Genomic DNA, 24,025 nt, shown 5'->3' on the forward strand with positions numbered 1-24,025 from the left:
AGGCCGTCAGGAGTAGGCCTCGATCTCCCACAGCGAGTAGCCGTAGCCGGTGGCGCGCTGGGTGCCGGTCACGCGCAAGTAGCGGCCCGCGGCGCCCAGTCCGGTCAGCTCGTCCGTGCCCCCGTCGCCCGCGGTGGTGGAGTACGCGTCCCGCCAGAGCGTGCCGTCGTCCGACACCTGGACCTTGTAGGCCCTGCCGTAGGCGACCTCCCAGTTCAGGACCACCCGGTTCACGTTCCTGACGGCCCCGAGGTCGACCTGGATCCACTGCGGGTCGGTGAAGGCCGAGGACCAGCGGCTGGTGGCGCTGCCGTCGGTGGCGGCCGTCGCCGGGTAGTCCGCCGACTGGGTGGAGGAGGCCGTGGTCGGCCTGCCGAGGGCCAGGTCGGGCGAGGTGACGACCCCGAGGTCGTCGACGGTCAGATCGTCGACGACCAGGTCCCGGTCCGAGTCGGAGGTCTCGGCCGTGAGCTTGCGCACGCCGATCCAGGCGTCCACCCCGGCCGTGAAGGTCTTCGTGAAGGTGTTCGTGGTCCGGGCCTGCGGCAGTGTGTCCGAGGAGACCTGGCCCGTGCCGGCTCCCAGGGTGAAGGCGTAGTCCCCGGCCACCGACTGCTGGTACTTGAACGTCACCCGGTACTGGTGGCCCGGCTCGAGGCGCAGGGTCTGCGGGACGGTCTGGTAGAGCAGCCCGGGCCGTTCCTCGTGGGACTTGAGGGAGTTGTTCCCGGCGAGGACGTCATCGATCAGCTTTCCGTTCCAGCCGGCTTGCGTGTACGGGGCGTTGAGCTGCGCCAGGTGCGTCCGCGGGTCGGCCGTGCCGCCACCGGCCGACCCCACCACGAAGGGGTACCAGCCCGCGTCGACGTTCTCGAAGTCCTCCGCGAAGGTGTGGCCGCCCTGGGGGTTGCGGACCGTACGCACCACCCGTACGTCGTCGAAGTCGGTCGCACCCGCCGCGCCGTCGGCGCGCAGGGCCAGGGCGGCCGTGGACTGCCCCGCCGGAACGTCGAACAGCACCCGCATCCGCTGCATCGTGCTGCCGTTCTTCTCGTCCGCCCCCACGTTGTTCCGGTACGGGGAGCTCGTGGCGTAGACGCTCTGTTCGGATCCGCCCGCCGGGGTCACCGCCAGGGTCGCCCTGCGTCCGGTGGCCGTGGAGACGTAGACGCTCGCCGCGTACGTGCCCGGCGTCAGGCCCGTCAGCTGCTGCGAGACGGAGGTGGCGCCCTGGCCCATCGCCAGCCGCGACTGGCCCACCGCGTCCCGGGGGACGGAGGCGGACCCGGAGACCGTCCACTTCGAGAGGTTCCCCGAGGTGAAGCCGGGGTCGCGGACCGCCCCGCCCTCGCCGAACCCGGCGTCCGCCTGTGCGGGCGCGGCGGAGGGGTAGATCACGTAGGGGGTCTTCGCGGCGGCCGTCAGGGTGACCTTCCCGCCGCTCACGGGCACGTCGGAGACCGGGACCCGCCCCTGGTCGGTGAGCTCGTACAGCTTGACGGTGCCGTTCTGGGCCCAGGAGGCGGGTACGTTCCAGGTCGAGGTGCCGCCGGCGGCCGTCCAGTGGTAGAGCTTGGACTCCGCTCCCTGGCCCCCGCCCTGACTCCCGTCCTGGCTCCACGGCAGGAGGTAGCTGTCGCCGATCAGGACCGGGTGGCCGTCCTTGCTGATGGTGCGGGTGCTGCCGCTGCGGGTGGCGCTGACCCCGCCGTCGAAGTCGATGCGGTTCGCGGCCCACTTGCGGATGGTGAAGCCCTGGAGGTACTTGGTGGGCAGGTTGGTGGTGAAGGTGGTGTCGAGGAAGGTGCTGAAGTCCTTCGCGCCCTGCCAGCCCTCGTAGGCGGTGAGGGTGCCGCCGCCGAGCAGTGGGTCGCCGGCGATCCAGTCGTCGCGCTGGTGGTTGCGGATGAAGCGGACCACCTGCGAGTTGACGCCCTTGTAGTTGCTGCCGCCGTAGGTGAGGTCGTTGGCCCAGTGGGACCAGAGGGACTGGTCCTCGAACTTGTCGGGGAACTCGGTGGTGAGCTGGTAGCCGAGGCCGTTGATCTCGCGGGCGAGGGCCTGGGAGGTGTAGCCGTCGCCGTACCAGGTGTCCACGTACAGGAACTTGAGGTCCGGGGCGACCGCCTTCAGCTCCTGCAGGCGCGCCAGGCGCTTGCCGCTGGTGCCGTCCAGACGGTAGTTGAGGTGGTAGGACTGGTCGAGGTAGTCCCAGCCCTTGTCCGAGGTCGCGCTGTTGAGGAGCGACGGGTCGAAGGACCGGGCGACGGGGTAGGCCTCGGTGTCGTTGATGTGGACCCCGATGTCGGCGTTGTAGCCGGCGCCCGCCGCGACGAGGGTGTTCAGGTCGGCGGCGCCGCCCTGACGGGCGCCGACCAGCCCGTAGTCGGGGTGCGCCGAGTCGTGACCCTCGGATCCGTATCCCTTGAGCAGGACGAACTGCCCCAGGCCGTCCGTCGCCCGGGCGACGCGCTTGGTCTCGTCAAGGGTCTGCAGGAAGGGGTGGGTGGCCTGCGAGGCGAAGTTGTACGGGATGCGCTGCACCACGCGGCGCGCGGTGTCCTCCCAGCCCTGCGGGCTGGTCATGACGGAGCGGAAGGCGATGGCGCCGTCCTGCCAGTCGACGGTGGAGTCCGCGTTGCGGTCCCCTGTCACCACCACCTTGGCGTAGGGCAGCGGTTCGGTGCCGGACGCGCCCGAGGCCCGGTGGAGCCAGTCACCGCTCCACAGACCGGCCCGCCGGTAGCCGGACTTGGCCACCGTCTGCTTCTGGATCCGCCCGCTGTCCGCCGCGTTCTGGCCGGACGGCTGGTCGTAGTACGAGTTGGTGGCGACCGACGCCGCGAGGGAACCGGTGTTGACGATGGCGTACATGGCGCCCTGCGCCGTGCTGTCGGCCGCCGTGCCCGAGGCCAGCGGGGTGAACGTGTCCCCGGTGCCGGTGGTGTTGGTGTTCATCCGGGTGGTCTCGACGGCGGCGCCGGTCTGAGTGCTGCGTACCGAGACGAGGTTGTGCTGGGGGACGGACAGCGAGGTGATCGGTACGGCGCTGTCGGTGATCGAGGTGACGGCGAAGGTGAGGGTGGCAGCGCTGACGGACAGGGTCGCCTTGACCGTGTCTCCGTTGGTGAAGGCCATCGTGTAGTCGACGTGGTCGACGGCGACGGTGCTGGTGACCACCGGGGTCTGCGCGGTGCCGTTGAGGACGACCTGGGTGAGCGGGTCCTCGTTGCCGTAGAGGACGGCGCCGCCGGCCCGGTCCGTGTACTGGATGACCCTCGGGAAGGCCGTGTCGACCTGTACGGCGAGCGCGGGCGAGGCGATGGTCACGGCTCCGGCGGCGGTGGCGGGCGCGGTACCGGCCGCCAGCGTGGTGCCGAGGCCCAGGACGGCGGCGCAAAGGAGGGATGTGGGGCGTAGCGGTCTCATGGGACTCCCTGGTGGTGGATCAGGTACGGGTCCTCGCGATGGGTGGTGCGGTGCGGGGCTCGGAGTGCGGGGTCTCGGAGTGCGGGCGCGGCGGACGGTGCGGGCAGCACGGATGCGGGCCGGCGGGCCGTGCGGGGCCGGGCCCGGGCCGGCCGGCCGGGTCGGGTCGGGTCGGGTCGGGTCGGGTCGGGTCGGGTCGGGTCGGATGGTGCGGCGGAGCGGTGGCGCCGGCCGGGGGCGTCACCAGCGCAGGACGGCCCAGCCCCGGTGCGGCAGTTCCGCTTCCACGCGCAGGCCCCGCCCGTACCGTGACGTGTCCGCCGGGCGCGGCTCGGCGAGCGGTGTCAGTACGGTGGCCGCGGCCCCGTCCGGGAGGGAGGGCGCGTCCACCACAGGCCGGACGGGGTCCTGGCATCCGTTGGCCACCGTCAGGGTGGTGACGCCGTCCGCGCACGACAGGTGCGGGATCAGGTACGGACCGCCGCTGACCAGTGGCAGGGCCACGGCGGCCCCCTCCAGGAAGCGGACCGTGCGGTGGAGCAGCCGCTGCGCGTGGTCGTCGAGCGGCAGCGCCCGGGGCTCCGTCGCGGCGAGTACGGCGACGCGGCCGCCGAGGGCATTGGTGAAGACGGTGCGGGCCGCGCCCCAGGGGCGGCCGTCCGCGGTGCGGACCTCGCTCCACCGCTCCGCCCCGGGCAGTTCCCGCAGCCGGGCCAGGGCCGGCTGGGTGTTGACGCTGAGCACGAGCCCCGCGAGGTCCCCGCCGGCGGCGGCGCGGAGGTGCTCGGTGGCGTACGGGCCCGGCGCGCCGGGGGCCGCGGCCTCCCGATCCACCCGCTCGGCCTCCGCCAGCCCGAGGAGGGAGCCGAAGCCGCGCCCGTGCAGGATCACGGCGGCGGCCCCGTCGAGCAGCAGCCCACCGGACAGCAGGGAGCGGACCGCCGCGTCGTCGAAGGCCCAGGCCGACGGACCGAACAGAGCCTGGACCGGCGCGGGTCCGGCCGTTACCGGCACTCCGTAGCGCAGCAGGAAGTCGGCCGCCGGGCCGGGGTCGACCGCCAGCTCGGACAGCCCGCCGGGGCGGCCCCGTAGGCTCGCGTCGGCCGGCGCCCCCGCCCGTACGTGGGCCGCCGCGTCCTGGGCGAAGGGCAGGCCCACGCCCAGGGTGCGCTGCCCGCGCGGATGCTGGCGGGCCACGAGGTCCAGGGCTGGCCGTGCGCGGCGGAGCAGTCCGGCGACCCGGGGGTGGCGGCCGGGGCTCCCGCCGTGCATGGGGTACAGGTTCAGCAGCAGGGCGTCCGCCCCCGACAGCTGGGCGGCGACCATCTCCGACCAGGTCTGCGCATCGGACTTGGACCAGGCGGTGTGCGGCCAGTTCTCGATCTCCGGCTCGCTGTCCACGAACTCGGGCCGCAGCGAGCGCTGCAGTTCCAGCATCCACACCTGCCGGCTGAGCTCGCGTCCCGGCGCGTCCGAGTACGGGGCGAAGTGCGGGCGGTGCGCGGCGCGGCCCCCGGGGGCCAGTGCGCCGAACAGCGCGCTCCAGTCCCGGCCCTCCACGGAGGCGGCGCCGAGGCCGGAGCTCATCAGCCCGGTCCTTGAGCGGCCGGCCGAGCGGCGGTCGACCTCGGCGGCGACCTGCGCGGCCACCTCCAGCTGGGCGGTCCGCCACACCCGCTGCCACAGCGCGCGCAGCGGGTGCGGGGGGCCGGGGGCGGTGAGCGCGGCGACCAGCTCGGGGCGCGGGACCGGGCGCCCGGCCAGGGCGGCCAGCCGGTCCAGCATGAGGGGTTCGAAGCCGCCGCCCCACAGCAGCGGGGCGTGGTTGTGGAAGCGGAAGTCGTCCTCCAGCCACAGCACGCGGAAGCCCAGCTCGGCGAAGCGCCCGTAGTGAGCGGTCAGCCAGGACCGCCACCGCGGGCAGGCGAAGGAGGCCTGGGCCGCGGAGACTTCCCCGGTCGGGGAGACCATGGGGGCGAAGCCGTGGACGTCGACCCGACCCCGGTCGGCGTGGCCGGCGGTGACCCAGGGGTTGAGGCTCACGTCCAGGCCCGCGTCCAGGAGCACCTCCCGCGCGGTGGCCGCGGCATCGAACCAGAGGTCCTCCCCGGACCCCGCGAGGTGGCCGGTGAAGTGCTCCTCGGCGCCGAGGAGCAGGACCACCTCCGCGACGCCCGAGTCGGTGCAGGACTTGGCCAGTTCGGCGGCAGCGGCCGCGACGGCGTCCGGGCCTTCGTACGGATGGATCTGGAACCGCAGGTGGTACCGGGCGCTCACGCCTTCGGCCTCCTCGCCGTCTCCTCGGCGCCTTCCCGACGCCAATTAGTTTCGTTAGCATCTGAATTAACGAGGCGTCAGTCAACCCCGCGAACCGCACGGGATCCGGGCCCGGACCCGGGACGCGCGGCTGGCAGACTCCTGGGGACGGCAGTGAGGAGTACCGGTGAAGGCAGATCCAGGGAACACGGGGCATGTCGTCGTATCCGCCGGCGGGCGTCCCGGCGGACACGACGACGGACGCGACGGTGACCGGAGCGACGCGCGGGGCGGTGTCCGGGCAGATGTCCGGGCCGACCCCCGCGCTGCCCCCCGGGCCGACCCCCGCGCCGACGCCCGGGGCGCCGCCATCGGCCCCGTAGTGATCAACGGCCCGGCCCGGCCCGCCGGGCGGGGCTCCATCCGCCGCGCCAACCTCGGCCTCGTCCTGCGCCTCCTGCGCGACGCGGGACCACGCTCGCGCGCGCGGATCGCCTCCGACACGGGTCTGCCGAGGCCCACGGTGACCGGCCTGGTCACCGAGCTCATCGAGCTGGGCCTGGCCCGCGAGGGGGACGCGCAGCGGGACGGCTCGGTCGGCCGCCCGGGCCAGAACGTCCGGATCGACGGACGCGCGCTGTGCGGGATCGGCCTGGAGATCAACGTCGACTACCTCGCCGCCGTCGCCCTCACCCTCGACGGGGCCACCGTCTTCGAGCGCCGCATCGCCATGGACGTGGCTACGGCCGGCCCGGACGCCGTCCTCGACAGCGCGGCCGGCCTGGTGCGCGAGGCCCTCGCCGCCCTCGACGCCGCCGGGATCGCCACCGCCGGGGTCACCGTCGCCGCGCCCGGAGTCGTCGACATCGGCACGGGCACCGTCGTCTACGCCGCCAACATCGGCTGGCACGGCGTCGGGGCCGTCAGCGGCATCCGCTCCCGCCTCGGGCGCGGGGCGCCCCCGCTGCGCCTGGAGAACGACGCCAAACTCGGCGCCGTGGCCGAGTACCTGGAAGCCTCCGCGGCCGGCATCCACGACCTCATCTACGTCACCGGGGAGACGGGTGTGGGCGGCGGCATCATCAGCGGCGGCCGGCTGCACCGGGGAGCCTCCGGATTCGCCGGGGAGATCGGCCACATGCCGCTCGACCCCGGCGGCGCCCTCTGCGCCTGCGGTCGCCGCGGCTGCTGGGAGACCATGGTCGGGCTCACGGCCCTGCTCCGGCTCGCCGCCGCGCCCGGAGATCCCGTACACGACCCCTCCCTCGACCTGGAGGCGCGCCTCAGGGACCTCCAGGGCCGGGCCGCCGCCGGGGACACCCGAACCCTGGAGGCCCTCGACCGGATCGCCGACGGCCTCGGCCTCGGGCTGGCGCTGCTGGTGGACGTCCTGAACCCGCGCGCGGTGGTCCTCGGGGGCTACTTCACCTACTTCGGCGCCCACTTGGCCCCCCGCGTGGAGCGGCTGATGGCCGAACGGGTGATGGCCCCGGACACGGGCGGCTGCCGCCTGCTGCTGTCCGCGCTCGGCTTCACCGCTCCTGCCCGCGGCGGCGCCCAGTTCGCCCTCGATGCGGTCTACGAGGATCCGGCCCACACGGTGGCGGCAGCCGCGGGGCTCTGACCCGGAGCCCGCCGGGGGCTCGCGAGGGACCCGCCGGACCACTCGGCGCCGCCCGGACACTCGTACGACTCGGGCTTCCTGTTTGGAGCTTCCGACGGGTTCCGCATGACGATCCGGCATTCGATCCCCGCCGCGCGCCGGCCGCTGCGATGCTTCCGCCGGTATGCGGACCCCGCGCAGGTGCGCGGGGTCCCGCACACCGGCGACCGGATGGCAGTACCGCACTGAGCGGCACTCCGGGTCGCCGTGCCGGAGCGTCCGGCCGCGGCTTCCCAGGAGTCTTCGCCTCCGGCCGCTGCCGGGCGGGTGGGAGGGGAGACTTCGATGTCATCGACTGCTGTATTACGCGGGCCGCGCGCCCGGTGGAGGAACCGGCTGCTGGCGGTGGCCGCGTCGTCCGCGCTGGCCGCGGGCGGCCTGACCGTCCTGGCGGATCCCGCGTCGGCGGAGGGGGTGTGCGCCGCCCCGGTCGTGGCCGGCGGCGTCACCACGGTCAGCTGCTCGGCGGGAGGTTCCGGAAGCGTCACCGTGCCCGAAGGTGTCACCAGCGGTGTCGTCACCCTCGACGGCGCCGGGGGCGGGAACGCGAACGACGGCACTCCGGGCGGCAAGGGCGCACACCTCGTCGCGACCGTCCCGGCCACCCCCGGGCAGGCGTTCAACGTCACCGTCGGCAAACGCGGCGCCAACGCCGCCACGAACCCGAACGCCCAGTTCGGCGCGCCCGGGACCGGCGGAGCCCTGGTCGCGGTCACCACGGCCACCAACACCCCGCTGCTGACCGCCGGTTCGGGCGGCGGAGCGGGCGGATCGGGCATCGGCTCCCCGGCTTACCCGGGAGCGCCCGGCGGCGACAGCGGCAGCGCGGGCGCCGACGGCAACGGTCTGGTCCCCGACGCCCAGGGCGGTACGGGCGGAGGCGCGGGCACCGACACCGCGGGCGGGTCGGCGGGTACGGGAGGGCCCGGCGCGGACAACGAGGGCGCGAACGGCTCGCCGGGCGCCTACCCGAACGGCCCCGGCGGCGCGGCAGCCCAGGGCGTCTTCAGCCCGACGGGCGCCGGCGGGCGCGGCGGAGCCGGGTACGGCGGCGGCCGGGGCGGAGCCGGCGGAAGATACGGCTCCACCGGCGGGGGCGGAGGAGGTGGGGGCGGCGGATCCAGTCTGGTCTCGGGCACGGTTCCCGCCTCACCCGTCACGCTGACCCAGGGGGCCAACTCCGGGGACGGGCGGATCGTGTTCGCCTTCCACCGGGCCCCCGCGGTCACCGCCGTCAGCCCGAACACCGGACCGGCGACCGGCGGCACCCAGGTGACGGTCACCGGTACCGATCTGGCGGGCGCCGTCATCAGCTTCGGCCCGGGCAACCCGGCCGCCGGGGTCACCTGCACCCCGACCGCCTGCACCGCCACCGCACCGGCCGGCTCAGGAACGGTGGACGTGCAGGCCACCACGCCCGGCGGCACCAGCACCCCGTCCCCCGCCGGCCGGTACGCCTACGTTCCCGTACCCGTGGTGACCTCCCTCAGCCCGTCCGCCGGTACGACCGACGGCGGCACCGTCGTCACGGTCAACGGCACCGGCCTGAGCGGCGCCAGCGCTGTCACCTTCGGCGCCGGAAACCCGGCCACCGGTGTCTCCTGCACCGCCACCGCGTGCACCGCCACCGCACCCGCCCACGGCCCGGGCCCCGTCGACGTCCAGGTCACCACGCCCGGCGGCACCAGCGCCGTGGCCGGCGCGGGCCGGTACACGTACCAGCTCCCGCCCGCCGACATCGACGTCGACCTGATCGCGCAGCCGAACCTGAGCCTCCTGGTCCCCTACCTCACCTACACTCTGACCGCGCGCAACACCGGGCCCGGAACGGTCACTTCGGCAACGCTCACCGCGAGCCTGCCGGCGGGCGCGTCGGCCAACAGCCTGTCCCCGGGGTGCACCACCGGCGGGGCCACCGTGACCTGCACCTACGGCACCATCGCCCACGGCGCCGCCTCGGCGAAGACGTTCCGCGTACCGCTGAACCTGCTCTCGCTGGGCCGGGTGACGGTCACCGGCGCCCGGACGGCGTCCTCACCGACCGATCCCAACGCCCTCAACGACGGCGCGACCGCCAGCTGCACGGTCATCTCCATCCTCCTGGTCACCTGCCCCTAACCCGCCGGCACCCGGGACACCCGCACCCGACAACAGAAAGCCACGGAACACCGCACCTACGCGGTACGCGCCGGCCCGCCTCGTCCGGAGGCGGGCCGGCGCCCGCGGTGCCCGAGGTTCCCCAAAGTGCGGCGCCTTTGTCAACCCTTACGGTTAGGAAACTTTCCGAATGGGGTCACCAACTTCTTGTTGGTCCAGACCTGTTGACGGCGGCTCTTCCGGAGGATTAGGTTCCCTGCCACGAGGCGGTCACCACCCCAACTCCCTCCGGCCGACCGGGTGCACGGCCCCACCGAGGGCCTCTTCCCGCCGCGCGCTCCCCACGCGTTCCCGGCGGCCGCACGCCCCCGTCTCGCGCTCCACGCCGTCCCCCCATTCCCACTGGAGGCAGTTCCTTGCGCACCCCCACCCCCACTCGTACCCGTACCCGTACCCGGCTGGCCTGCGGTCTCGGCGCCACGCTGCTCGGAGCAGCGGCGGTACTGACCTCCCCCGGTGCCGCGTTCGGCGCCAACCTGCTCACGAACGGCGACTTCGAGGCCGGGAACACGAGCGGCTGGTCCTGCTCCGGGGGCCTGGGCTCCACGGTCTCCTCCCCCGTGCACGGCGGCGGCAAGGCGCTGGCCGGTGCGGCCAGCGCCTCCGACAACGCCAAGTGCACCCAGACCGTGGCCGTGCAGCCCAGTACCACGTACACCCTCTCCGCCTGGGTCCGCGGCAGCTACGTCTACCTCGGGGTCACCGGCGGATCCTCCACCTGGACCCCCTCGGCCGGCGCCTACTCGAAGCTGACCGTCAGCTTCACCACCGGGGCCTCCCAGACCAGCGCCGAGGTCTACCTCAACGGCTGGTACGGGCAGGGTACTTACTACGCCGACGATGTCTCCCTGGACGGACCCGGCGGCACCGTCGACACGCAGGCGCCGAGCACTCCCGGCAGCCTCACCTCCTCCGGCAAGACCTCCACCACGGCGTCCCTGACGTGGACGGCGTCCACCGACAACGTCGGCGTCACCGGCTACGACGTCTACCAGGGCGGCACCAAGGTCGCCACGTCGGCCACCACCAGCGCGACGGTGAGCGGCCTGACCCCCAACACGGCCTACGCGTTCACCGTCCGCGCCCGGGACCTCGCGGGGAACACCTCGCCCGCCTCCAACACCCTCAGCGTCACCACGGACAACGGGACCACGCCGCCGCCGACCGGCTTCAAGCAGGCCGCGCCCTACCTCTACCTGGGCTGGGGCAACCCGCCGACCGCGACCACCGTGATGAACGCGACCGGCGCGAAGTGGTTCACCATGGCGTTCATCCTCTCCTCCGGCGGCTGCAACCCCTCGTGGGACGGCCAGCGCCCGCTGACCGGCGGCGTGGACCAGAGCACCATCGCCTCGATCCGTGCGGCGGGCGGCGACGTCGTACCCTCCATCGGCGGCTGGCAGGGAAACAAGCTCGGCCCCAACTGCTCCACCCCCGAGGCATTGGCCGCCGCGTACCAGCAGGTCATCAGCGCCTACGGCCTCAAGGCCATCGACGTGGACATCGAGAACACGGACGAGTTCGAGAATGCCGTGGTGCAGGACCGGATCCTGGGGGCGCTCAAGATCGTCAAGCAGAACAACCCGGGGCTCAAGACCATCCTGACCTTCGGCACCAGCACCACCGGCCCGACCAGCTGGGGCAACCGCCTGATCGAGCAGTCCAAGGCGCTCAACGCCGGCATAGACGTCTTCACCATCATGCCGTTCGACTTCGGCAACGCCTCGACCGACATGTACGCCAGCACCGTCAGCGCCACCGAGGGTCTCAAGGCCAAGCTCAAGTCCACCTTCGGCTGGGACGACGCGACCGCCTACGCCCACATCGGCATCTCCGGCATGAACGGCGTCAGCGACACCCAGGAGACCACCACCGTCCAGAACTGGACGAACATCCGCGACTGGGCCAACTCCCACCACATCGCCCGCCTCGCCTTCTGGTCGGTGAACCGTGACCGCGGCTGCCCCGGCGGCGGTCTGCAGGAGACCTGCTCCGGCATCGCCCAGAGCGACTGGCAGTTCACCTCCATCACGGCCGGCTTCACCGGCTGATCCACCCCGCTCACCCGACCCTCCCCGGGGGCCGCCGCCGCACACCGGCGACGGCCCCCGGGCCCGCGCGGTGACATGCCGCTGTCGGCGCAATGGGGGCGGCGGCGCGGTGGGCGGCCGCACTCTGTGCTGGCCGATGCGATGCCGCGCGAGGACGCGGACGTGCCGGGAGACAACGACGTACGGTCTCGCTCGGGCCCCGTGGCGCCGGCCGGCGGGCGCGGACACGACACCGAGGGCCGCGGATGACCGAACTCACCCGCGGCGATCGTCCCGCTGGTGGCCCTGCGCGGTGATCCGATGACGGCACTGGGCACATCGCTGCGGCGGGCGCTGGGCGTGGTGGCAGGCGTGCCGATCGGGATCGCCGTCCTCAACGTACTGCGTCCCTCGACCGCCACGCTCGCCCTGGTGGTGCCACCGGGACTGGGCGTCGGAGCCGAACGCGCCATGAAGTTCGACCCGTTGCGCCGGCGTCAGCGCGAAGCCGTACGGCTCCAAGCCGAAGCCGTCGCCACCGCCGACCGCCTCACCGCTCACCTGACCATCCTGCTCGACCGGCCGACGGCGCCGGTCAGCCGGACGTGAAGAGGTCCTCCCGCGCGTCGTCGAGGATGAATCCGTTGTCGAAGCGGACCCGGACCGTCACCCGGTTGCGCTGCTCCAGGTAGGCGGTCCACTCGGGCTCCAGGCCGCCGACCTTCTCCTCCAACTGCCGCTTGCTCTCCAGGGGCATGTCCTGGCCGAAGGAGTCGAGGAGCGACTTGAGCCTCTCGTACTCCCTGGCTCCCTGGCTCTGCTCGTCGTGCTCGACCACCCGCACGACGGTCCCCGGGGTACCCGCCGCCAAGGACAGGGAACCGGCGACGGCCGCCGGGGCCGAAGGGTCCTCCACCGTCGTCGCGACCCAGTCGGTCAGCCTGGTGTCCACCGCCAGCCTCACCCGCTGGCCCTCTTTCAGCGTCATCGCTTCTTCTTCATCTCTTCAGCTCTCGGATCGGGATCGTGCCGGTCGGACCAGCGCCATTATCCGTCCGTGTCCGCCGTCGGCCTCCGCCCCGCCCTCGCGGACGGCGGCCCGGCGGCGGGGAGCGGCCCCGTTCGGCCACCGCTCCCCGGGAACGCGCCGGATGCCTAGAGGCGGACGTTCCAGGTGATCGTGGTGCGCAGGGTGCGCGCGATCTTCGGATCGCGGACCGCGGGGGTGCGGTCCTCCGCGGTGACCGACAGCCGGTGGGTGCGCAGGTCGTACAGGCGCAGGTCGATGACCCGGACCTCCGTCCGGCCCTCCAGGCGCCCCAGCTCCCGCCCGTCGAGGTACCAGCGGACCACCGGCTGCCGGCCGTCGGCGCCGGTCAGCCGGGGCACGGAGACCTTCGCGGTGTGGCGCAGCCGCAGGGTGCGGTCCGTGGGGGTGAGTGCGGTGACGGGCCGCGCGTGGCGGTAGAAGCCGGCGATCATCGCCTCGACGCCGGGGAGGTTGAAGGGCTTGCCCAGGACCCGCATGAGCGAGGTGTCGGTGGGCCGGTTCAGGCCGGTGACGAAGTACCCGCCGCCCTCGTACGCACCGACCGTGCCGCCGTCGGGAGAGGGCTCGCCCAGCCAGCGGAACCATTTGGCGCGCTGCCCGGCCAGCTGGTCCGCGGACAGTGCGGAGACGTTGGACTCGGCGGGCTCGGGGCCAGTGTACTTCTCGTAGTCCGGGACCCCGGGATAGAAGTACTCGTCGGCGAGCTTCCCCAGCGAGTGGCCGGTCTCGTGGATGGCGACCTGGCCGGACTTGGCGTTGTCCGCCGAGGCGGTGGACATGCCCTCGTATCCGAGGGTGGGACTGGGCTCGTTGTAGCCCGCGCCGCCGTACTTGGCGCTGTTGGCCAGGACGATGACCAGGTCGGCCGCCGGCGCCTTCGCCACGTAGGTGTCCACCTTCGGCTGGTCCACGCAGAGCAGTCGCTCGATGTCCTCGCACCAGAAGTACGAGCCGAGGGCCGTGTCACGGACAGTGGCCGGGTCGGGGTCGCCGGAGACGCCCGATTCCCGGGAGACGGCGTCGACCGTCCAGACGTTGAAGAGGTTCTGGTAGGTGGTGTACGGCTCGACGGCCGTCACCTCGGCCCATTTCGCCTTGGCGTCGGTGTGGAACTTCGCCAGCTCGGCCGCGGTGTAGCCGTCGCCGATGACGACGACGTCGAGGCGGTCGGCGGTGGGGCCGCTGTGGACGAGCTCGGCGACCTCTCCGTCGGCGGCCCGCTCGGCCTCGGAGAGCCGGCCGCCCGTCTTGGCTGCGGCGTTCGCGCCGGCGGGTACCAGGGCGCGGCCCGATCCGGCCTCGCCGCCGTGTTCGGGCCCCGGCACCTCCACCTCCACCCGGGGTGCGGGCCGGCCCTCGGCCGCGCGGACGGGGCCGGCGGCCAGGAGTGCCGCGGTCGCACAGGCCGCCGCAACGGCGGCGCGCAGGGCCGTACGGACGGCTGGACGTCTGACGTCGGGCATGAAGTCCCCCTCCGGTGAAGGAAGTTAAGTAGACAGTTACTTGCGTTTAATCAGTTGCTTAAATTAGGTGCCGCGCGACAGGTGCGCAATGGCCTGCTCCCCCTGGATACTGGGGAGTTCGAGCCCCAGGGGGATTTCATGGACGAACCGGCCCAGATCGGCCGCCGGGTTCAGCGCATGCGGACCGAACTCGGTTTGACGCAGCGGAAATTGGCCGAGCCCGCATACACCCCGGCCTACATTTCGACACTGGAGTCGGGAAGGGTGCGGCCCTCCGAGGCCGCGCTGCGCTTCCTCGCCGGACGGCTCGGCACCTCGTACGAGGAGCTGACCACCGGGCGCCCCGCCCACCTCGCCACCGAACTGCGCCTCGCGCTGACCGATGCGCAGCAGACCCTGGCCGCGGGCGCGGCCGAAGAGGCCGCCGTCCGCTTCCGGCACCTCCTCGCCGAAGCGGAACAGCTTGGACTCATCGACGAGCGGGTCGGGGCACTGCTCGGACTCGGCGACTGCGCCCTGGAGTCGGGCGCGCTGCCCGAGGCGATCGGCCACTTCGAAGCCGCCGAACGGCTGCTGGCCGACGAGCCGCTCCCCCGCCGTGCCCGCCCGATCCGCGGCCGCGCCGTGGCACACCTGCTGGCCGGGGAGCTGCGCTACGCCTGCTACCTGCTCGAGTCCACCATCGAAGAGCTGAGCACGAGCGGGCTGGCCGACCCCGAGGCACTGGTACTGCTCTACGCCGCCGTCATCGGGCCGTACATCGACATGGGCGCCCACGCCCGGGCCGCCCACGCCGCCGAGCTCGCCCTGTCACTGGCCCCGCAGGTCAGCGACCCGGCCCTGGTCGCGGGCATGCACCGGCAGGTCGCGCGGACGTTCCTCACCGAGGGGCGCGTGGCCGACGCCGACGCCTCCCTGGCCAAGGCCCAGGCGATCTACGGGCAGCTGCAGCTGCGGACCGACCTGGCGCACTGCCACTGGATGCGCGGCTACGTCCAGGCCCAGAACGGTGAACTCGAAGCCGCCGAGCGGGAATTGCGTACGGCCCGCGGGATGCTCTCGGCCGGCCGCGCGGTCCTGTACACCGCCCAGGTGGAGGTCGAGCTGGCCGACGTACTGCGCCGGCTCGGCCGCTACGGGGAAGCCGCCGGGCTGCTCTCGGCGCTGCTGGAGCTGGGGGACAGCCACGGCGCCGTGCACGCGGGCGGCGCGCACCGGCTGCTGGGCCTCATGGCGCAGGAGCGCGGCGAGACCGAGGCGGCCGAGGAGCACTACGTGCAGGCCCTGGCGCTGCTGGAACGCAGCGGGGCGTCGGGCGATCTCGCCGACCTGTGCCGGCTCCTGGGCGACCTGCTGCGCAGGGCGGGCCGGACCGAGGCGGCCCTGGACGCGTACCGCACGGGACTGGGCCACCGGGCGCCACCCGGTACCACCACGCTGGGGCCGGCGCCCGCGGCCCGTACGGGTCACGAGAACCGGATCCACCGCATCTAGAGGTCGATCCAGTAACGCCGCTTGCGCCCGACCAGCGTCTCGCGGACGTCCTCCACCACACCGCCGTTGCTCTCGATCGTGCGGATCGAGGCACGGTTGCCGGGGTCACAGGTGAGCAGGACGCGGTCCATCCCCAGCAGCCGCGCCTCGTGCAGGACCTCGGCCAGGGCCCAGGTGGCCAGCCCGCGGCGGCGGGCCGAGGGGCGGACGCTGTAGCCGATGTGGCCGCCCGCGTCGAGCAGGAAGCCGTTCAGGTAGTGCCGCAGGTCGATGGCGCCCAGGTACTCGTCGCCCTCGGCGATCCACCAGTACGTGGCGTGGACCCGCCCGTGCTCGACCGGCACCGTGCGGTCCCCGTACCGCCCCAGCCGCTCCGTCCACGCGGCGAAACCCTCCCGGCTGTCGACGTCGTCGTCGGACCCGAGCCCGGCGCCGTCCATGTGGGCGTCGGGCCCCCACTCCTTCTGCGCGGCGAGCCACGAGTCGTAGAGGCGGGGCGTGGGCGTGATCAGCTCGGGCATGAACCGGACGATAACAGTCCCGACGACCGTGTCCCGGACCGCCTCCGGCCTGCGCGGCACGGCCGCCCGGCATGCCGGGCGGCCGCGGAGGGCGAAGACTGGAGGGGTGCGGCCGCGCTCCCTCCCGGGCGCGCGCCGCGCGGGAACGAGGCGCGCATGAGTGCGGACGCGAGACGGGTCACCGTCCTCGGCGACTGCCCGCTGCTGCGCCACGGCGTCGCCCATGCGGTCGGGGCGGCCGAGGGCCTGCGGCTCGTCCTCGACACCGGTTCGGTCGACGAGGCGGCGGCCTCGCTGGAGCCCGGCGACGTGGTGCTCGTCGACCTCCAGCTGTCGTCCGCGTGCCTGTCGCAGGTGGTGGGCCGGCTGGCCGCGTCCGGCGCCGCTGTCCTGGTGCTCTCCTCCGGCCCGCGGCAATGGACGCCGGCGGTCCTGCGGGCCGGAGCCCGCGGCTGCCTGAGCCGCCGGGCCGACCGGCGTGAGCTGCTGGCCGCGATCAGGCTGGTCGCCGGCGGCTGCTCGTACGTCTCCGCGGACCTCGCCGTGGGGCCCGACCCGGAGGCCGCGCCGGGCTGCCACGTCACGGACCGCGAGCGGCAGATCCTCGAGCTCGTCGCGCACGGGGAGACCGACCACGGCATCGCCCTGCGCCTGGGCATCAGCGAGCACACCGTGCACTCGCACCTGGACCGGCTCCGCGACAAGATCGGCTCCCGGCGGCGGGCGGACCTGACGCGCTTCGCCATCACCCACGACCTCATCCCGGCGACGTCCTGAGCGGAGCACCGGGGTAACACTGCCCCGTCCGACGTGGGTTCTTCTGCCCTGTGCGGGTCCCCCGGCGCACCCGACACTGGGGGAGACAGCCCTCGTGTGCCCTACTCCGGGAGGCGCTTCGCGATGAGCGGCATCTTCGGCGACACCCTCACCCTCACCCAGGAAGAAGGCGGCGACGTCCAGCTCGTCGCCTTCGGCGACGACAAGTACGCGCGGTACGAGACGGTCGACGGCTACTCGGTCGTCTACGACGAAACCCGGGGCTGCTACTGCTACGCCGAGGCCGACAGCGGCGGAGCCGGGCGCCGGTTCGTCTCCAGCGGGAGGCGCATCTCCGATCCCCCGCCCGAGGGGCTGCCCCGGCACCTGCGGGAAGGGCAGGTCTACCGGAGGGACGTGGTGAAGGACCGGTTGATGGAGATGGTCCCGGAGGAGGAGCGGGCCGGCACCGACCCGGACACGCTGCTGACCTTCGGCCCCGAGAAGGGTCTGCTGCCCGGCTTCGCCCTCACCCAGGGCGACATCCAGGGCCTCACGATCCTCGTCGACTTCCCGGACACGCCCACGCAGGTGACCGTCGACGACGTCTCCGCCCTGCTGAACAGCCCCCATTTCACCGCGAACGGCAACAGTTGCTCCGTCAAGGAATTCTTCCGCACCATGTCGACGGACAGGCTCCGGTTCACCAATACCGTGGTCGGCCCGCTCCGTTTGAGCAGGCCCCGCCTCGCGTACGGGCTCAAGGCGAACCGGGGCAAGCTCGTACCGGAGGCGCTGCAGGCGGCGATCGACGCCGGCGTGGACTTCGCCCGGTTCGACTCCCTCGGGCGCGGTGTCGTCGACTCCATCTGCATCATGTACGCGGGCCCGACGGAGTTCCGGGAGGATCTCTGGCCGCACAACTCCCGCTTCCCCGCACAGATCGACGGCGTGCGGACGGACTTCTACACCGTCACGAGCATCGGCGACACGGCGGCCGACCTGAGCATCGGCACCTTCTGCCACGAGAGCGGCCACCTGCTGTGCAGGTGGCCGGACCTCTACGACTACGGAACGGCCGAGCGCGAGGGTGACGACTTCTCCAGTGCGGGGCTGGGCACCTACTGCACGATGGCCGCCGGCAACAACCTGGGCGACGGCTTCCTGCCGTCCGCGGTCTGTGTCTACCTCCGCCGTCTCGTGGGCTGGACGCACGATGTCGACATCTCCCGGCCCGGGGTCTACGAGGCGCGGCAGGGGGAGTACGACAAGGCCCTGATCTACCAGAACCCGCAGCGCAGGAACGTCGAGTACTACCTCGTCGAGAACCGCAGCCGGCTGGGCTTCGACTCCCTCCTGACCTCCAGCGGGCTCGCGGTCTACCACTGCGACGTCAAGGGATCGAACGAGTTCCAGAGCGGCACCCGGGTCAACCACTACCAGTGCGCGCTGCTGCAGGCCGACGGCCACCTGGACCTGGAGACCAACCGGAACCAGGGCGACGGCGCCGACCTCTACGGACCCACGCTGGGCACCGCCGTCTCGCACGGCAGCCGCCCCGCGTCCCTGTGGTGGGACGGCACCGAGTCCGGTCTGACCATCTCCGGCATCTCCGCCCCCGGTGAGGTGCTCACCTTCCGCACGGGCGAGCAGGGCGTCGCGGGCACGCTGGTCACCGGCGCGTCGGCGCCCGGAGCCACCATCCCCGAGGACGACGTCGGCGGTCTGACCGACGAGATCGTCCTCCAGGGCGAGGGCACGGTCCGGGACCTGGCCGTGACGATCGACATCGAGCACCCCCGCATCGGCGATCTGCGCGTGGTCCTGATGGCGCCGAGCGGCCGCCGGGCCGTGATCCACAACCGCACGGGCGGCGACACCAAGAACCTTCGCGTGACGCTGGACTCCCGACCGCCCTCCCTGCTCGCGCCGCTGATCGGCGACGCGGTGCCGGGCAGCTGGAAGCTGCGGATCACCGATGCGGTCGCTTCGGCCGCCGGGGTGCTGCAGAGGTGGTCTCTCGCCGTCCGGACGGGCACCTGAGGCGTCACCTTCCTTTGAATCGATGGCTCTCGTTTATATTGGAGCCATGACCGAAACGCCCCGTGGTGTGGATGCCCAGCGGGTCCACCACGCCCTGGCCGTTCCGTCGCGTCGGCGTCTGATGACCCTGCTGCGGGAGGCGGACGGCCTGCTGGGCGTGGATGACATGGCCGCCGCCACGGGGCTTTCGGTGGCCACCGTCCGCCACCATCTCGCCGCTCTGGCCGAGGCGGGCCTGGTCGCGGCCACCGCCTCGGCCGGACAGGGCCGGGGCCGGCCGCGGCTGCGGTACGCGCCCACCCGCGCCGATCCGGCGCAACGGCCGGCGGAGTCCCCTTTCCGGGAGCTGGCCGAAGCCCTGGCCGAGGCGGTGGGTGGAGGCCCCGGCGCCTCCCGCGAGGCCGGACGCGGCTGGGGACGGCGACTGGCCGGGCACGGGCCGGCGGCGGAGCAGGTCTTCGCCGTGGCCGCCCGGATGGGCTTCGCCCCCCGGGACGAACCGGGGCCCGGCCCCGGTACCCGGCGGGTGCTGCTGCACGACTGCCCGTACCGCGAGCTGGCCCGCTCCCGGCCCGAGGTCGTGTGCGCCGTCCACCAGGGAGTCCTGGACGGACTGCTCGAATCCAGCGGGACCACGGCGCGGCTGCTCCCCTTCGTGGGCCCGGACCTGTGCGCGGCCGAGCTGCGCGCGGACTGACCGGCGGGAAGACTGGCCGGCGGGAGGACGGGGATCCGGTCGCCCTCCGAGGAAAGGCATCAGCCCATGCGCATCGTCTTCCCGCTCTTCCCCGGCTACACGGCGCTCGACGCCATCGGCCCGTACGAGGTGCTCCGCTTCCTGCCCGGCGTGGAGGTGCTCTTCGCCGCCGAGAGGCCGGGCCCGGTACCCGCCGACAGCGGCGCCCTGCGGATCACCGCCGACGCCGCGCTGGGCGACATCGGCTCGTGCGACATCGTGGTCGTACCGGGCGGCCCCGGCTCCCGCGCCCTCGCCGTTCCGTCCTCCCCGTACGTGCGCTGGCTGCGCGCGGTGCACCCGACCACCCGGTGGACGGCCTCCGTGTGCACCGGAGCCCTGCTGCTCGGCGCCGCCGGAATCCTCGACGGCCTGCGGGCCACGACACACTGGAACTCGATCGACCGGCTGGCGTCCTTCGGGGCCACCCCCACCGGTCAGCGGGTGGTCTTCCAGGGCAAGGTCGTCACCGCGGCCGGAGTCTCGTCGGGCATCGACATGGCACTGGAGCTCGCTGCCCGCCTCGAGGACCGGACCACGGCGGAGGCCGTCCAGCTCCTCATCGAGTACGACCCCCGGCCCCCCTTCGACAGCGGAGCGACCGGCAAGGCCACGTCGGCGGTCAAGGCGCGAGCCCAGGAGCTGGTCGCCGGCGCACCGGCCCACAAGACCTCCTGAACCACCGCGGCACCGGGCGGCTGCCGGCTGGGCCTCGCGCTCCGGCGGGGGCCGCCCCGGGTCCGGTGTGACGAACACGGCGAGGCACCGGAACTCCTCTCGCTGGTCCACCGGTTGCGAGTACGGGCGCCAGGCGAGCGGGTAGGTGCCGCGCAGGACCCGGGTGTTGTCCGGGTAGGCACCGCCGGCCCACCGCAGGGGGCCGCTGACCTCACGGCCCGGGCCCGCAGCCGCTCCAGGACTGCGTCCAGCGCGGTGCTCCCCCGCGATCAGCTCCGGGGCGGCGGGGCGTGTCGGGGGTGTCGACGTGGCCATCGCGCCATTCAAGCCCGCGCGGTCTACCCGCGTCAGCCGATCGCCGGCGGGGGTTCGGGCCACGCGTGGCCGGCCGGAGCGCGCGACCGCCGAGCGGTTCGTCGAGTACGCGGGGCTGCTGGCCGGGGCCCTCGGGGACCGGGTGGAGCGCTGGACCACGCTCAACGAGCCCTGGTGCAGCGCGTTCCTCGGCTACGCGTCAGGTGTCCACACACCCGGCCGGACCGACCCGGTCGCCGCCCTGCGCGCGACCCACCACCTCGACCTCGCTCACGGTCCCGCCGTCCAGGCCCTGCGGGCCGCACCGCCCGGGGCGGCCGGCTCGCGGTCTCCCTCGACCTCCACGAGGTCCGCCCGCTGAGCCCGTCGCCCGAGGGCGCAGACGCGGCCCGGCGCATCGACGCCGTGGGCAACCGGATCCGGCTGGGCCCGATGCTGGACGGCGCCTACCCCGCGGACCTGTTCGCGGACACCGCGCACCCGACCGACGGGGCCTTCGTCCGGGACGACGGCCACGGCTGACCCGGACCGCCGCCCGCTGTCCGGGGCTGCCGCTCGTCGTCGGCGAGAACGGAGCGGCCTACGAGGACGAGGTCGGCCCGGACGGTACCGCCCACGACCCGGAGCGCGCCGCCTACGTCCACGCACAACTCGGCGCCGTACACCGGGCGATCGCCGACGGGGTGGACGTACCCGGCTACTTCCACTGATCCCTGCTCGACAACTTCGAGCGGTCGTACGGGTGGGACAGATAGATCGTCAGCAGGCTTCGCCGACAAGTCCTCCGACTCAACACCCTGGACATGACGCCCGGTCGCCCGTACCCGGCCTTGCACTGAACTCCATGGGAACGTAGCCGACTTGGCGCGCCCGGAGCCCCGCACGATCGCCGACCGGAGGCGGGCCGGGAGCTGGAGAGCCTGCTCCCGCGGCCGTCGGCGCCGCCGGGTACCGTTTCGGCATGGACGTTTCCGTAACGAGTTCGACCTCCGGCAACCTGCCGCCGGCGGAAGTGATCAAGGACACCGCGCGTGCGCGGCTGGTGGAGCTGGGCGGCGGCGGGCTGTCCCTGGAGGCCGTGGCGCGCGACAGCGGCCTGTCCCGCACCGAAGTCGAAGCCGTCTTCCCACACCGGGACGAACTGCTGACCGCTCTGGTCATCGACGCCTACAACGCGTCCGGGGAGGCGATGGAGCGGGCCGACGAGGTCGCCGCCGGCTCGGGCGCATCGGCGGGTGCCCGGCTCCTCGCGGTCACCCGCGCGCTGCGGCAGTGGTCCTTCGGCAACACCGCGGAGTTCACGCTGATCTACGGTTCACCCGTCCCCGGCTACCACGCCCCGCAGGACACCGTCCTGCCCGCCTCGCGCACGCCCGGGGTCCTCGCCGGCATCATCCGCGCGGCGCTGGAGGGCGGCGAACTCGCCCCGCCCCGGCGGGCGGTGCCCGGTCCTCCGCTGCTGCTGCCCGCGGCCGTGGAGGCCTTCGGCGGCGTGCCCGGGGAGCCGTTCCCGGACCTCATCGAGCGCGGCATCGTCCTGTGGAGCGGCCTGATCGGGCTCCTGGTGTTCCAGGTGTTCAGCCGTACCCACGACAGCGTCAGGGACGAGGCCGCGTTCTTCGACTACGCCGTCGCGGTGGCGGCCGAGAGCATCGGACTCACGGTCCCCACGGACGGGAACACCGGCTGAGCCCTTCGTCCGCGGCGCTCAAGCCGGTGATCCCGGGGCCCGTTGCGGCACGGCGCGCCCGTGCGGGTTACCGTGTCCCTCCATTCGAGGGGGACACAACGATGTCGCACAACACGGGGTGGGGACAGTACCCGCACCCGGAACGGCCCGGACCGCAGTGGGGCGGCGGCTGGATGCCGCCGCCCGCGCCGCAGCCGGGCGTCATACCGCTCAAGCCGCTCGGCCCGGGCGAGGTGGTCGGCGGGGCCTTCGCGACCTTCCGCAAGTACTGGAAGCCCCTGATCGGCATCATGCTCCTGGTGCAGGGCATCGCGATCGTGCTCGTGGCCGTCGTGGCCGGCATCACCGTCCTGGCGGCATCCAGCCGGTTCTCGGCCGTCTTCGACCTCCGGTCCGGGGAAAGCCCACGCAGCGCGGACGTGGTCGCCCTGCTGCTGGCCCTCCTGCCGGCCGGGGTGGTCCTGTTCGTCGCGATGACCGTGGGCATGGCGCTGGTCGCCGCCCTGTGCCCCGCGGTCGTGCAGGAGGCCGTGCTCGGCCGCCCCGCGACCTTCGGCGCCCTGTTGCGCCGCTCCTGGTCCCGGCTGCCGTCGGTGCTCGGCGCCCTGCTCCTGACCGGGCTGATGGCGGGCGGGCCGCTCCTCCTGCTCTACGCGATCGGCATCCCGCTGCTCATCGCCGCCTCGGACAGCTCCGGTCCGGCGCCGGGTGGCATTGCCCTGCTCTTCCTGGGCGTCCTGGTCTGCGTGCCCGTATCGGTCTGGCTCGCCATCCGGTTCAGCCTCGCTCCCGCCGCCGCGGTGATCGAAGGGCTCGGCCCGGTCGCGGCGCTGCGGCGCTCGTCCCGACTGATCAGGGACGGCTGGTGGCGCGTGTTCGGCATCACGATGCTCGCGTACCTCGTGGCGAGTGCCGTGGGCTACGTGATCCAGCTGCCGTTCGGCTTCGTCGGCATGTTCGCGCTCTTCCCGAGTCTGCCCGCGACGGGCGACACCACCCCGGACATCGGGGCGATGGTCTTCGGATTCGCGGTGTACACGGGCTCCCTGCTGCTCGGCGGCACGATCGGCTCGCTGTTCCAGTTCACCTATCCGCAGCTGGCCCTCACCCTGCTCTACGTGGACCAGCGGATCCGCAAGGAGGACCTCGCGGCGAGCCTCGTCGCGGCCGCGTACCCCGCCGCGACCGACTCTCCCGAGGCGCCGCCGGAACCCGGCAAGGGCTGACACCGCGCCCTGCCCGACGAGCCGGGGCCGGTCGGTGTACCGGTCCCGCACCCGGCCCGGGATCCCTGGGCCCGCCCCTGGATCCCGGGGGCTCGACCCGGACCCGGGGTGAGCCCCCGGGTTCTCGCCTCGTGCCTACACTGTTCGAATGATCTTCATCGTGGTCAAATTCCCCGTCCGGCCCGAGTACGTCGACCAGTGGCCCGAGAGGGTCGCGGAGTTCACCCGGGCCACCCGCGCCGAAGCCGGCAACCTGTGGTTCGAGTGGTCCCGCAGCCTGGAGGAGCCCGACACCTACGTCCTGGTCGAGGCGTTCCAGGACGACGCGGCGGAGGCCCACGTCACCTCCGACCACTTCCGCGCCGCCCTGGAGACCATGCGCCCCCTGGTCACCCGTACGCCCGAGATCGTGAGCACCACCATCGAGGGCGCTACCGGCTGGAGCCGGATGGGCGAGCTGCAGGTCGACTGACCGTCGCCCCCTGGCTGCCCGGTCCCGCTCGCCGGGCAGCCCGGA

The 24,025-nt window shown here is 73.3% G+C and carries 17 protein-coding genes and 1 pseudogene; 13 read left to right on the top strand and 5 right to left on the bottom strand.

Going from position 1 to position 24,025, the window contains the following annotated elements; all coding sequences use genetic code 11:
• Positions 1-6: 6 nt before the first annotated feature.
• A complete protein-coding gene (locus OG389_RS01650; RefSeq protein WP_328296630.1) occupies positions 7-3,429 on the bottom strand; it encodes an endo-alpha-N-acetylgalactosaminidase family protein in 3,423 nt (1,140 codons plus the stop codon).
• A 240-nt stretch (positions 3,430-3,669) separates the two neighbouring features.
• On the bottom strand, positions 3,670-5,706 hold the full coding sequence (locus OG389_RS01655; RefSeq protein WP_328296631.1) for a hypothetical protein: 2,037 nt from the start codon (positions 5,704-5,706) through the stop codon (positions 3,670-3,672).
• Between the two features lie 166 nt (positions 5,707-5,872).
• On the opposite strand from OG389_RS01655, the gene OG389_RS01660 reads away from it, so the two are divergent.
• From OG389_RS01660 to OG389_RS01675, 4 genes are all read left to right on the top strand, one after another.
• Positions 5,873-7,309, top strand: coding sequence for an ROK family transcriptional regulator (locus tag OG389_RS01660; RefSeq protein ID WP_328296632.1), 1,437 nt, complete (start codon positions 5,873-5,875; stop codon positions 7,307-7,309).
• Between the two features lie 324 nt (positions 7,310-7,633).
• A complete protein-coding gene (locus tag OG389_RS01665; protein ID WP_328296633.1) occupies positions 7,634-9,466 on the top strand; it encodes an IPT/TIG domain-containing protein in 1,833 nt (610 codons plus the stop codon).
• Between the two features lie 395 nt (positions 9,467-9,861).
• Positions 9,862-11,556 carry a carbohydrate binding domain-containing protein gene (locus tag OG389_RS01670; RefSeq protein ID WP_443059189.1) on the top strand — a complete coding sequence of 565 codons (1,695 nt, stop codon included), beginning with the start codon at positions 9,862-9,864 and terminating at the stop codon, positions 11,554-11,556.
• 279 nt (positions 11,557-11,835) lie between these two features.
• Positions 11,836-12,144 (top strand): hypothetical protein, encoded by a 309-nt coding sequence (locus OG389_RS01675; RefSeq protein ID WP_328296634.1) that lies wholly within the window; start codon positions 11,836-11,838, stop codon positions 12,142-12,144.
• Here OG389_RS01675 and OG389_RS01680 read toward each other — a convergent pair.
• Complete coding sequence (locus OG389_RS01680) at positions 12,131-12,523, bottom strand: hypothetical protein (RefSeq protein WP_328296635.1); 393 nt, start codon at positions 12,521-12,523, stop codon at positions 12,131-12,133. The two genes, OG389_RS01675 and OG389_RS01680, sit on opposite strands and share 14 nt — an antisense overlap.
• A 167-nt stretch (positions 12,524-12,690) precedes the next feature.
• A complete protein-coding gene (locus OG389_RS01685; protein WP_328296636.1) occupies positions 12,691-14,049 on the bottom strand; it encodes a M64 family metallopeptidase in 1,359 nt (452 codons plus the stop codon).
• Positions 14,050-14,187: 138 nt separating this feature from the next.
• On the opposite strand from OG389_RS01685, the gene OG389_RS01690 reads away from it, so the two are divergent.
• Positions 14,188-15,543 (top strand): helix-turn-helix domain-containing protein, encoded by a 1,356-nt coding sequence (locus OG389_RS01690; protein ID WP_328296637.1) that lies wholly within the window; start codon positions 14,188-14,190, stop codon positions 15,541-15,543.
• On the opposite strand, the gene OG389_RS01695 is transcribed toward OG389_RS01690, so the two are convergent.
• On the bottom strand, positions 15,540-16,064 hold the full coding sequence (locus tag OG389_RS01695) for a GNAT family N-acetyltransferase (RefSeq protein ID WP_328296638.1): 525 nt from the start codon (positions 16,062-16,064) through the stop codon (positions 15,540-15,542). The two genes, OG389_RS01690 and OG389_RS01695, sit on opposite strands and share 4 nt — an antisense overlap.
• Before the next feature lie 156 nt (positions 16,065-16,220).
• Here OG389_RS01695 and OG389_RS01700 point away from each other — a divergent pair, with 156 nt between their 5' ends.
• The 8 genes and pseudogenes from OG389_RS01700 (at position 16,221) to OG389_RS01735 (ending at position 23,980) form a co-directional block, all read left to right on the top strand.
• A complete protein-coding gene (locus tag OG389_RS01700; protein ID WP_328296639.1) occupies positions 16,221-16,841 on the top strand; it encodes a response regulator transcription factor in 621 nt (206 codons plus the stop codon).
• Positions 16,842-16,964: 123 nt separating this feature from the next.
• Positions 16,965-18,863 carry a M6 family metalloprotease domain-containing protein gene (locus OG389_RS01705; RefSeq protein WP_328296640.1) on the top strand — a complete coding sequence of 633 codons (1,899 nt, stop codon included), beginning with the start codon at positions 16,965-16,967 and terminating at the stop codon, positions 18,861-18,863.
• 46 nt (positions 18,864-18,909) lie between these two features.
• Positions 18,910-19,560, top strand: a complete 651-nt coding sequence (locus OG389_RS01710) for a helix-turn-helix transcriptional regulator (RefSeq protein WP_328296641.1) — start codon at positions 18,910-18,912, stop codon at positions 19,558-19,560.
• Between the two features lie 66 nt (positions 19,561-19,626).
• On the top strand, positions 19,627-20,277 hold the full coding sequence (locus OG389_RS01715; protein ID WP_328296642.1) for a DJ-1/PfpI family protein: 651 nt from the start codon (positions 19,627-19,629) through the stop codon (positions 20,275-20,277).
• Between the two features lie 358 nt (positions 20,278-20,635).
• Positions 20,636-21,299 (top strand): annotated as a pseudogene (locus OG389_RS01720) (family 1 glycosylhydrolase); the annotation flags it as partial.
• Positions 21,300-21,553: 254 nt separating this feature from the next.
• Complete coding sequence (locus OG389_RS01725; protein WP_328296643.1) at positions 21,554-22,282, top strand: TetR/AcrR family transcriptional regulator; 729 nt, start codon at positions 21,554-21,556, stop codon at positions 22,280-22,282.
• A gap of 101 nt (positions 22,283-22,383) precedes the next feature.
• Positions 22,384-23,508: a hypothetical protein gene (locus OG389_RS01730; RefSeq protein WP_328296644.1), complete on the top strand. Its 1,125-nt coding sequence runs from the start codon at positions 22,384-22,386 to the stop codon at positions 23,506-23,508.
• A gap of 148 nt (positions 23,509-23,656) precedes the next feature.
• The gene (locus OG389_RS01735; protein WP_328296645.1) at positions 23,657-23,980 is read left to right on the top strand and encodes a putative quinol monooxygenase; all 324 of its coding nucleotides are present in this window, start codon (positions 23,657-23,659) and stop codon (positions 23,978-23,980) included.
• Positions 23,981-24,025: the final 45 nt, after the last annotated feature.

Source organism: Streptomyces sp. NBC_00435 (assembly GCF_036014235.1).
Classification (GTDB): Bacteria; Actinomycetota; Actinomycetes; order Streptomycetales; family Streptomycetaceae; genus Streptomyces.

What these genes read in the sequence shown, in the direction of transcription:
- OG389_RS01710 (WP_328296641.1), top strand. Translation starts at nt 18,910, where the DNA reads ATGACCGAAACGCCCCGTGGTGTGGATGCCCAGCGGGTCCACCACGCC.
- OG389_RS01725 (WP_328296643.1), top strand. Translation starts at nt 21,554, where the DNA reads ATGGACGTTTCCGTAACGAGTTCGACCTCCGGCAACCTGCCGCCGGCG.
- OG389_RS01690 (WP_328296637.1), top strand. Translation starts at nt 14,188, where the DNA reads ATGGACGAACCGGCCCAGATCGGCCGCCGGGTTCAGCGCATGCGGACC.
- OG389_RS01715 (WP_328296642.1), top strand. Translation starts at nt 19,627, where the DNA reads ATGCGCATCGTCTTCCCGCTCTTCCCCGGCTACACGGCGCTCGACGCC.
- OG389_RS01735 (WP_328296645.1), top strand. Translation starts at nt 23,657, where the DNA reads ATGATCTTCATCGTGGTCAAATTCCCCGTCCGGCCCGAGTACGTCGAC.
- OG389_RS01650 (WP_328296630.1), bottom strand. Translation starts at nt 3,429, where the DNA reads ATGAGACCGCTACGCCCCACATCCCTCCTTTGCGCCGCCGTCCTGGGC.
- OG389_RS01695 (WP_328296638.1), bottom strand. Translation starts at nt 16,064, where the DNA reads ATGCCCGAGCTGATCACGCCCACGCCCCGCCTCTACGACTCGTGGCTC.
- OG389_RS01680 (WP_328296635.1), bottom strand. Translation starts at nt 12,523, where the DNA reads ATGACGCTGAAAGAGGGCCAGCGGGTGAGGCTGGCGGTGGACACCAGG.
- OG389_RS01700 (WP_328296639.1), top strand. Translation starts at nt 16,221, where the DNA reads ATGAGTGCGGACGCGAGACGGGTCACCGTCCTCGGCGACTGCCCGCTG.
- OG389_RS01730 (WP_328296644.1), top strand. Translation starts at nt 22,384, where the DNA reads ATGTCGCACAACACGGGGTGGGGACAGTACCCGCACCCGGAACGGCCC.
- OG389_RS01665 (WP_328296633.1), top strand. Translation starts at nt 7,634, where the DNA reads ATGTCATCGACTGCTGTATTACGCGGGCCGCGCGCCCGGTGGAGGAAC.
- OG389_RS01705 (WP_328296640.1), top strand. Translation starts at nt 16,965, where the DNA reads ATGAGCGGCATCTTCGGCGACACCCTCACCCTCACCCAGGAAGAAGGC.
- OG389_RS01685 (WP_328296636.1), bottom strand. Translation starts at nt 14,049, where the DNA reads ATGCCCGACGTCAGACGTCCAGCCGTCCGTACGGCCCTGCGCGCCGCC.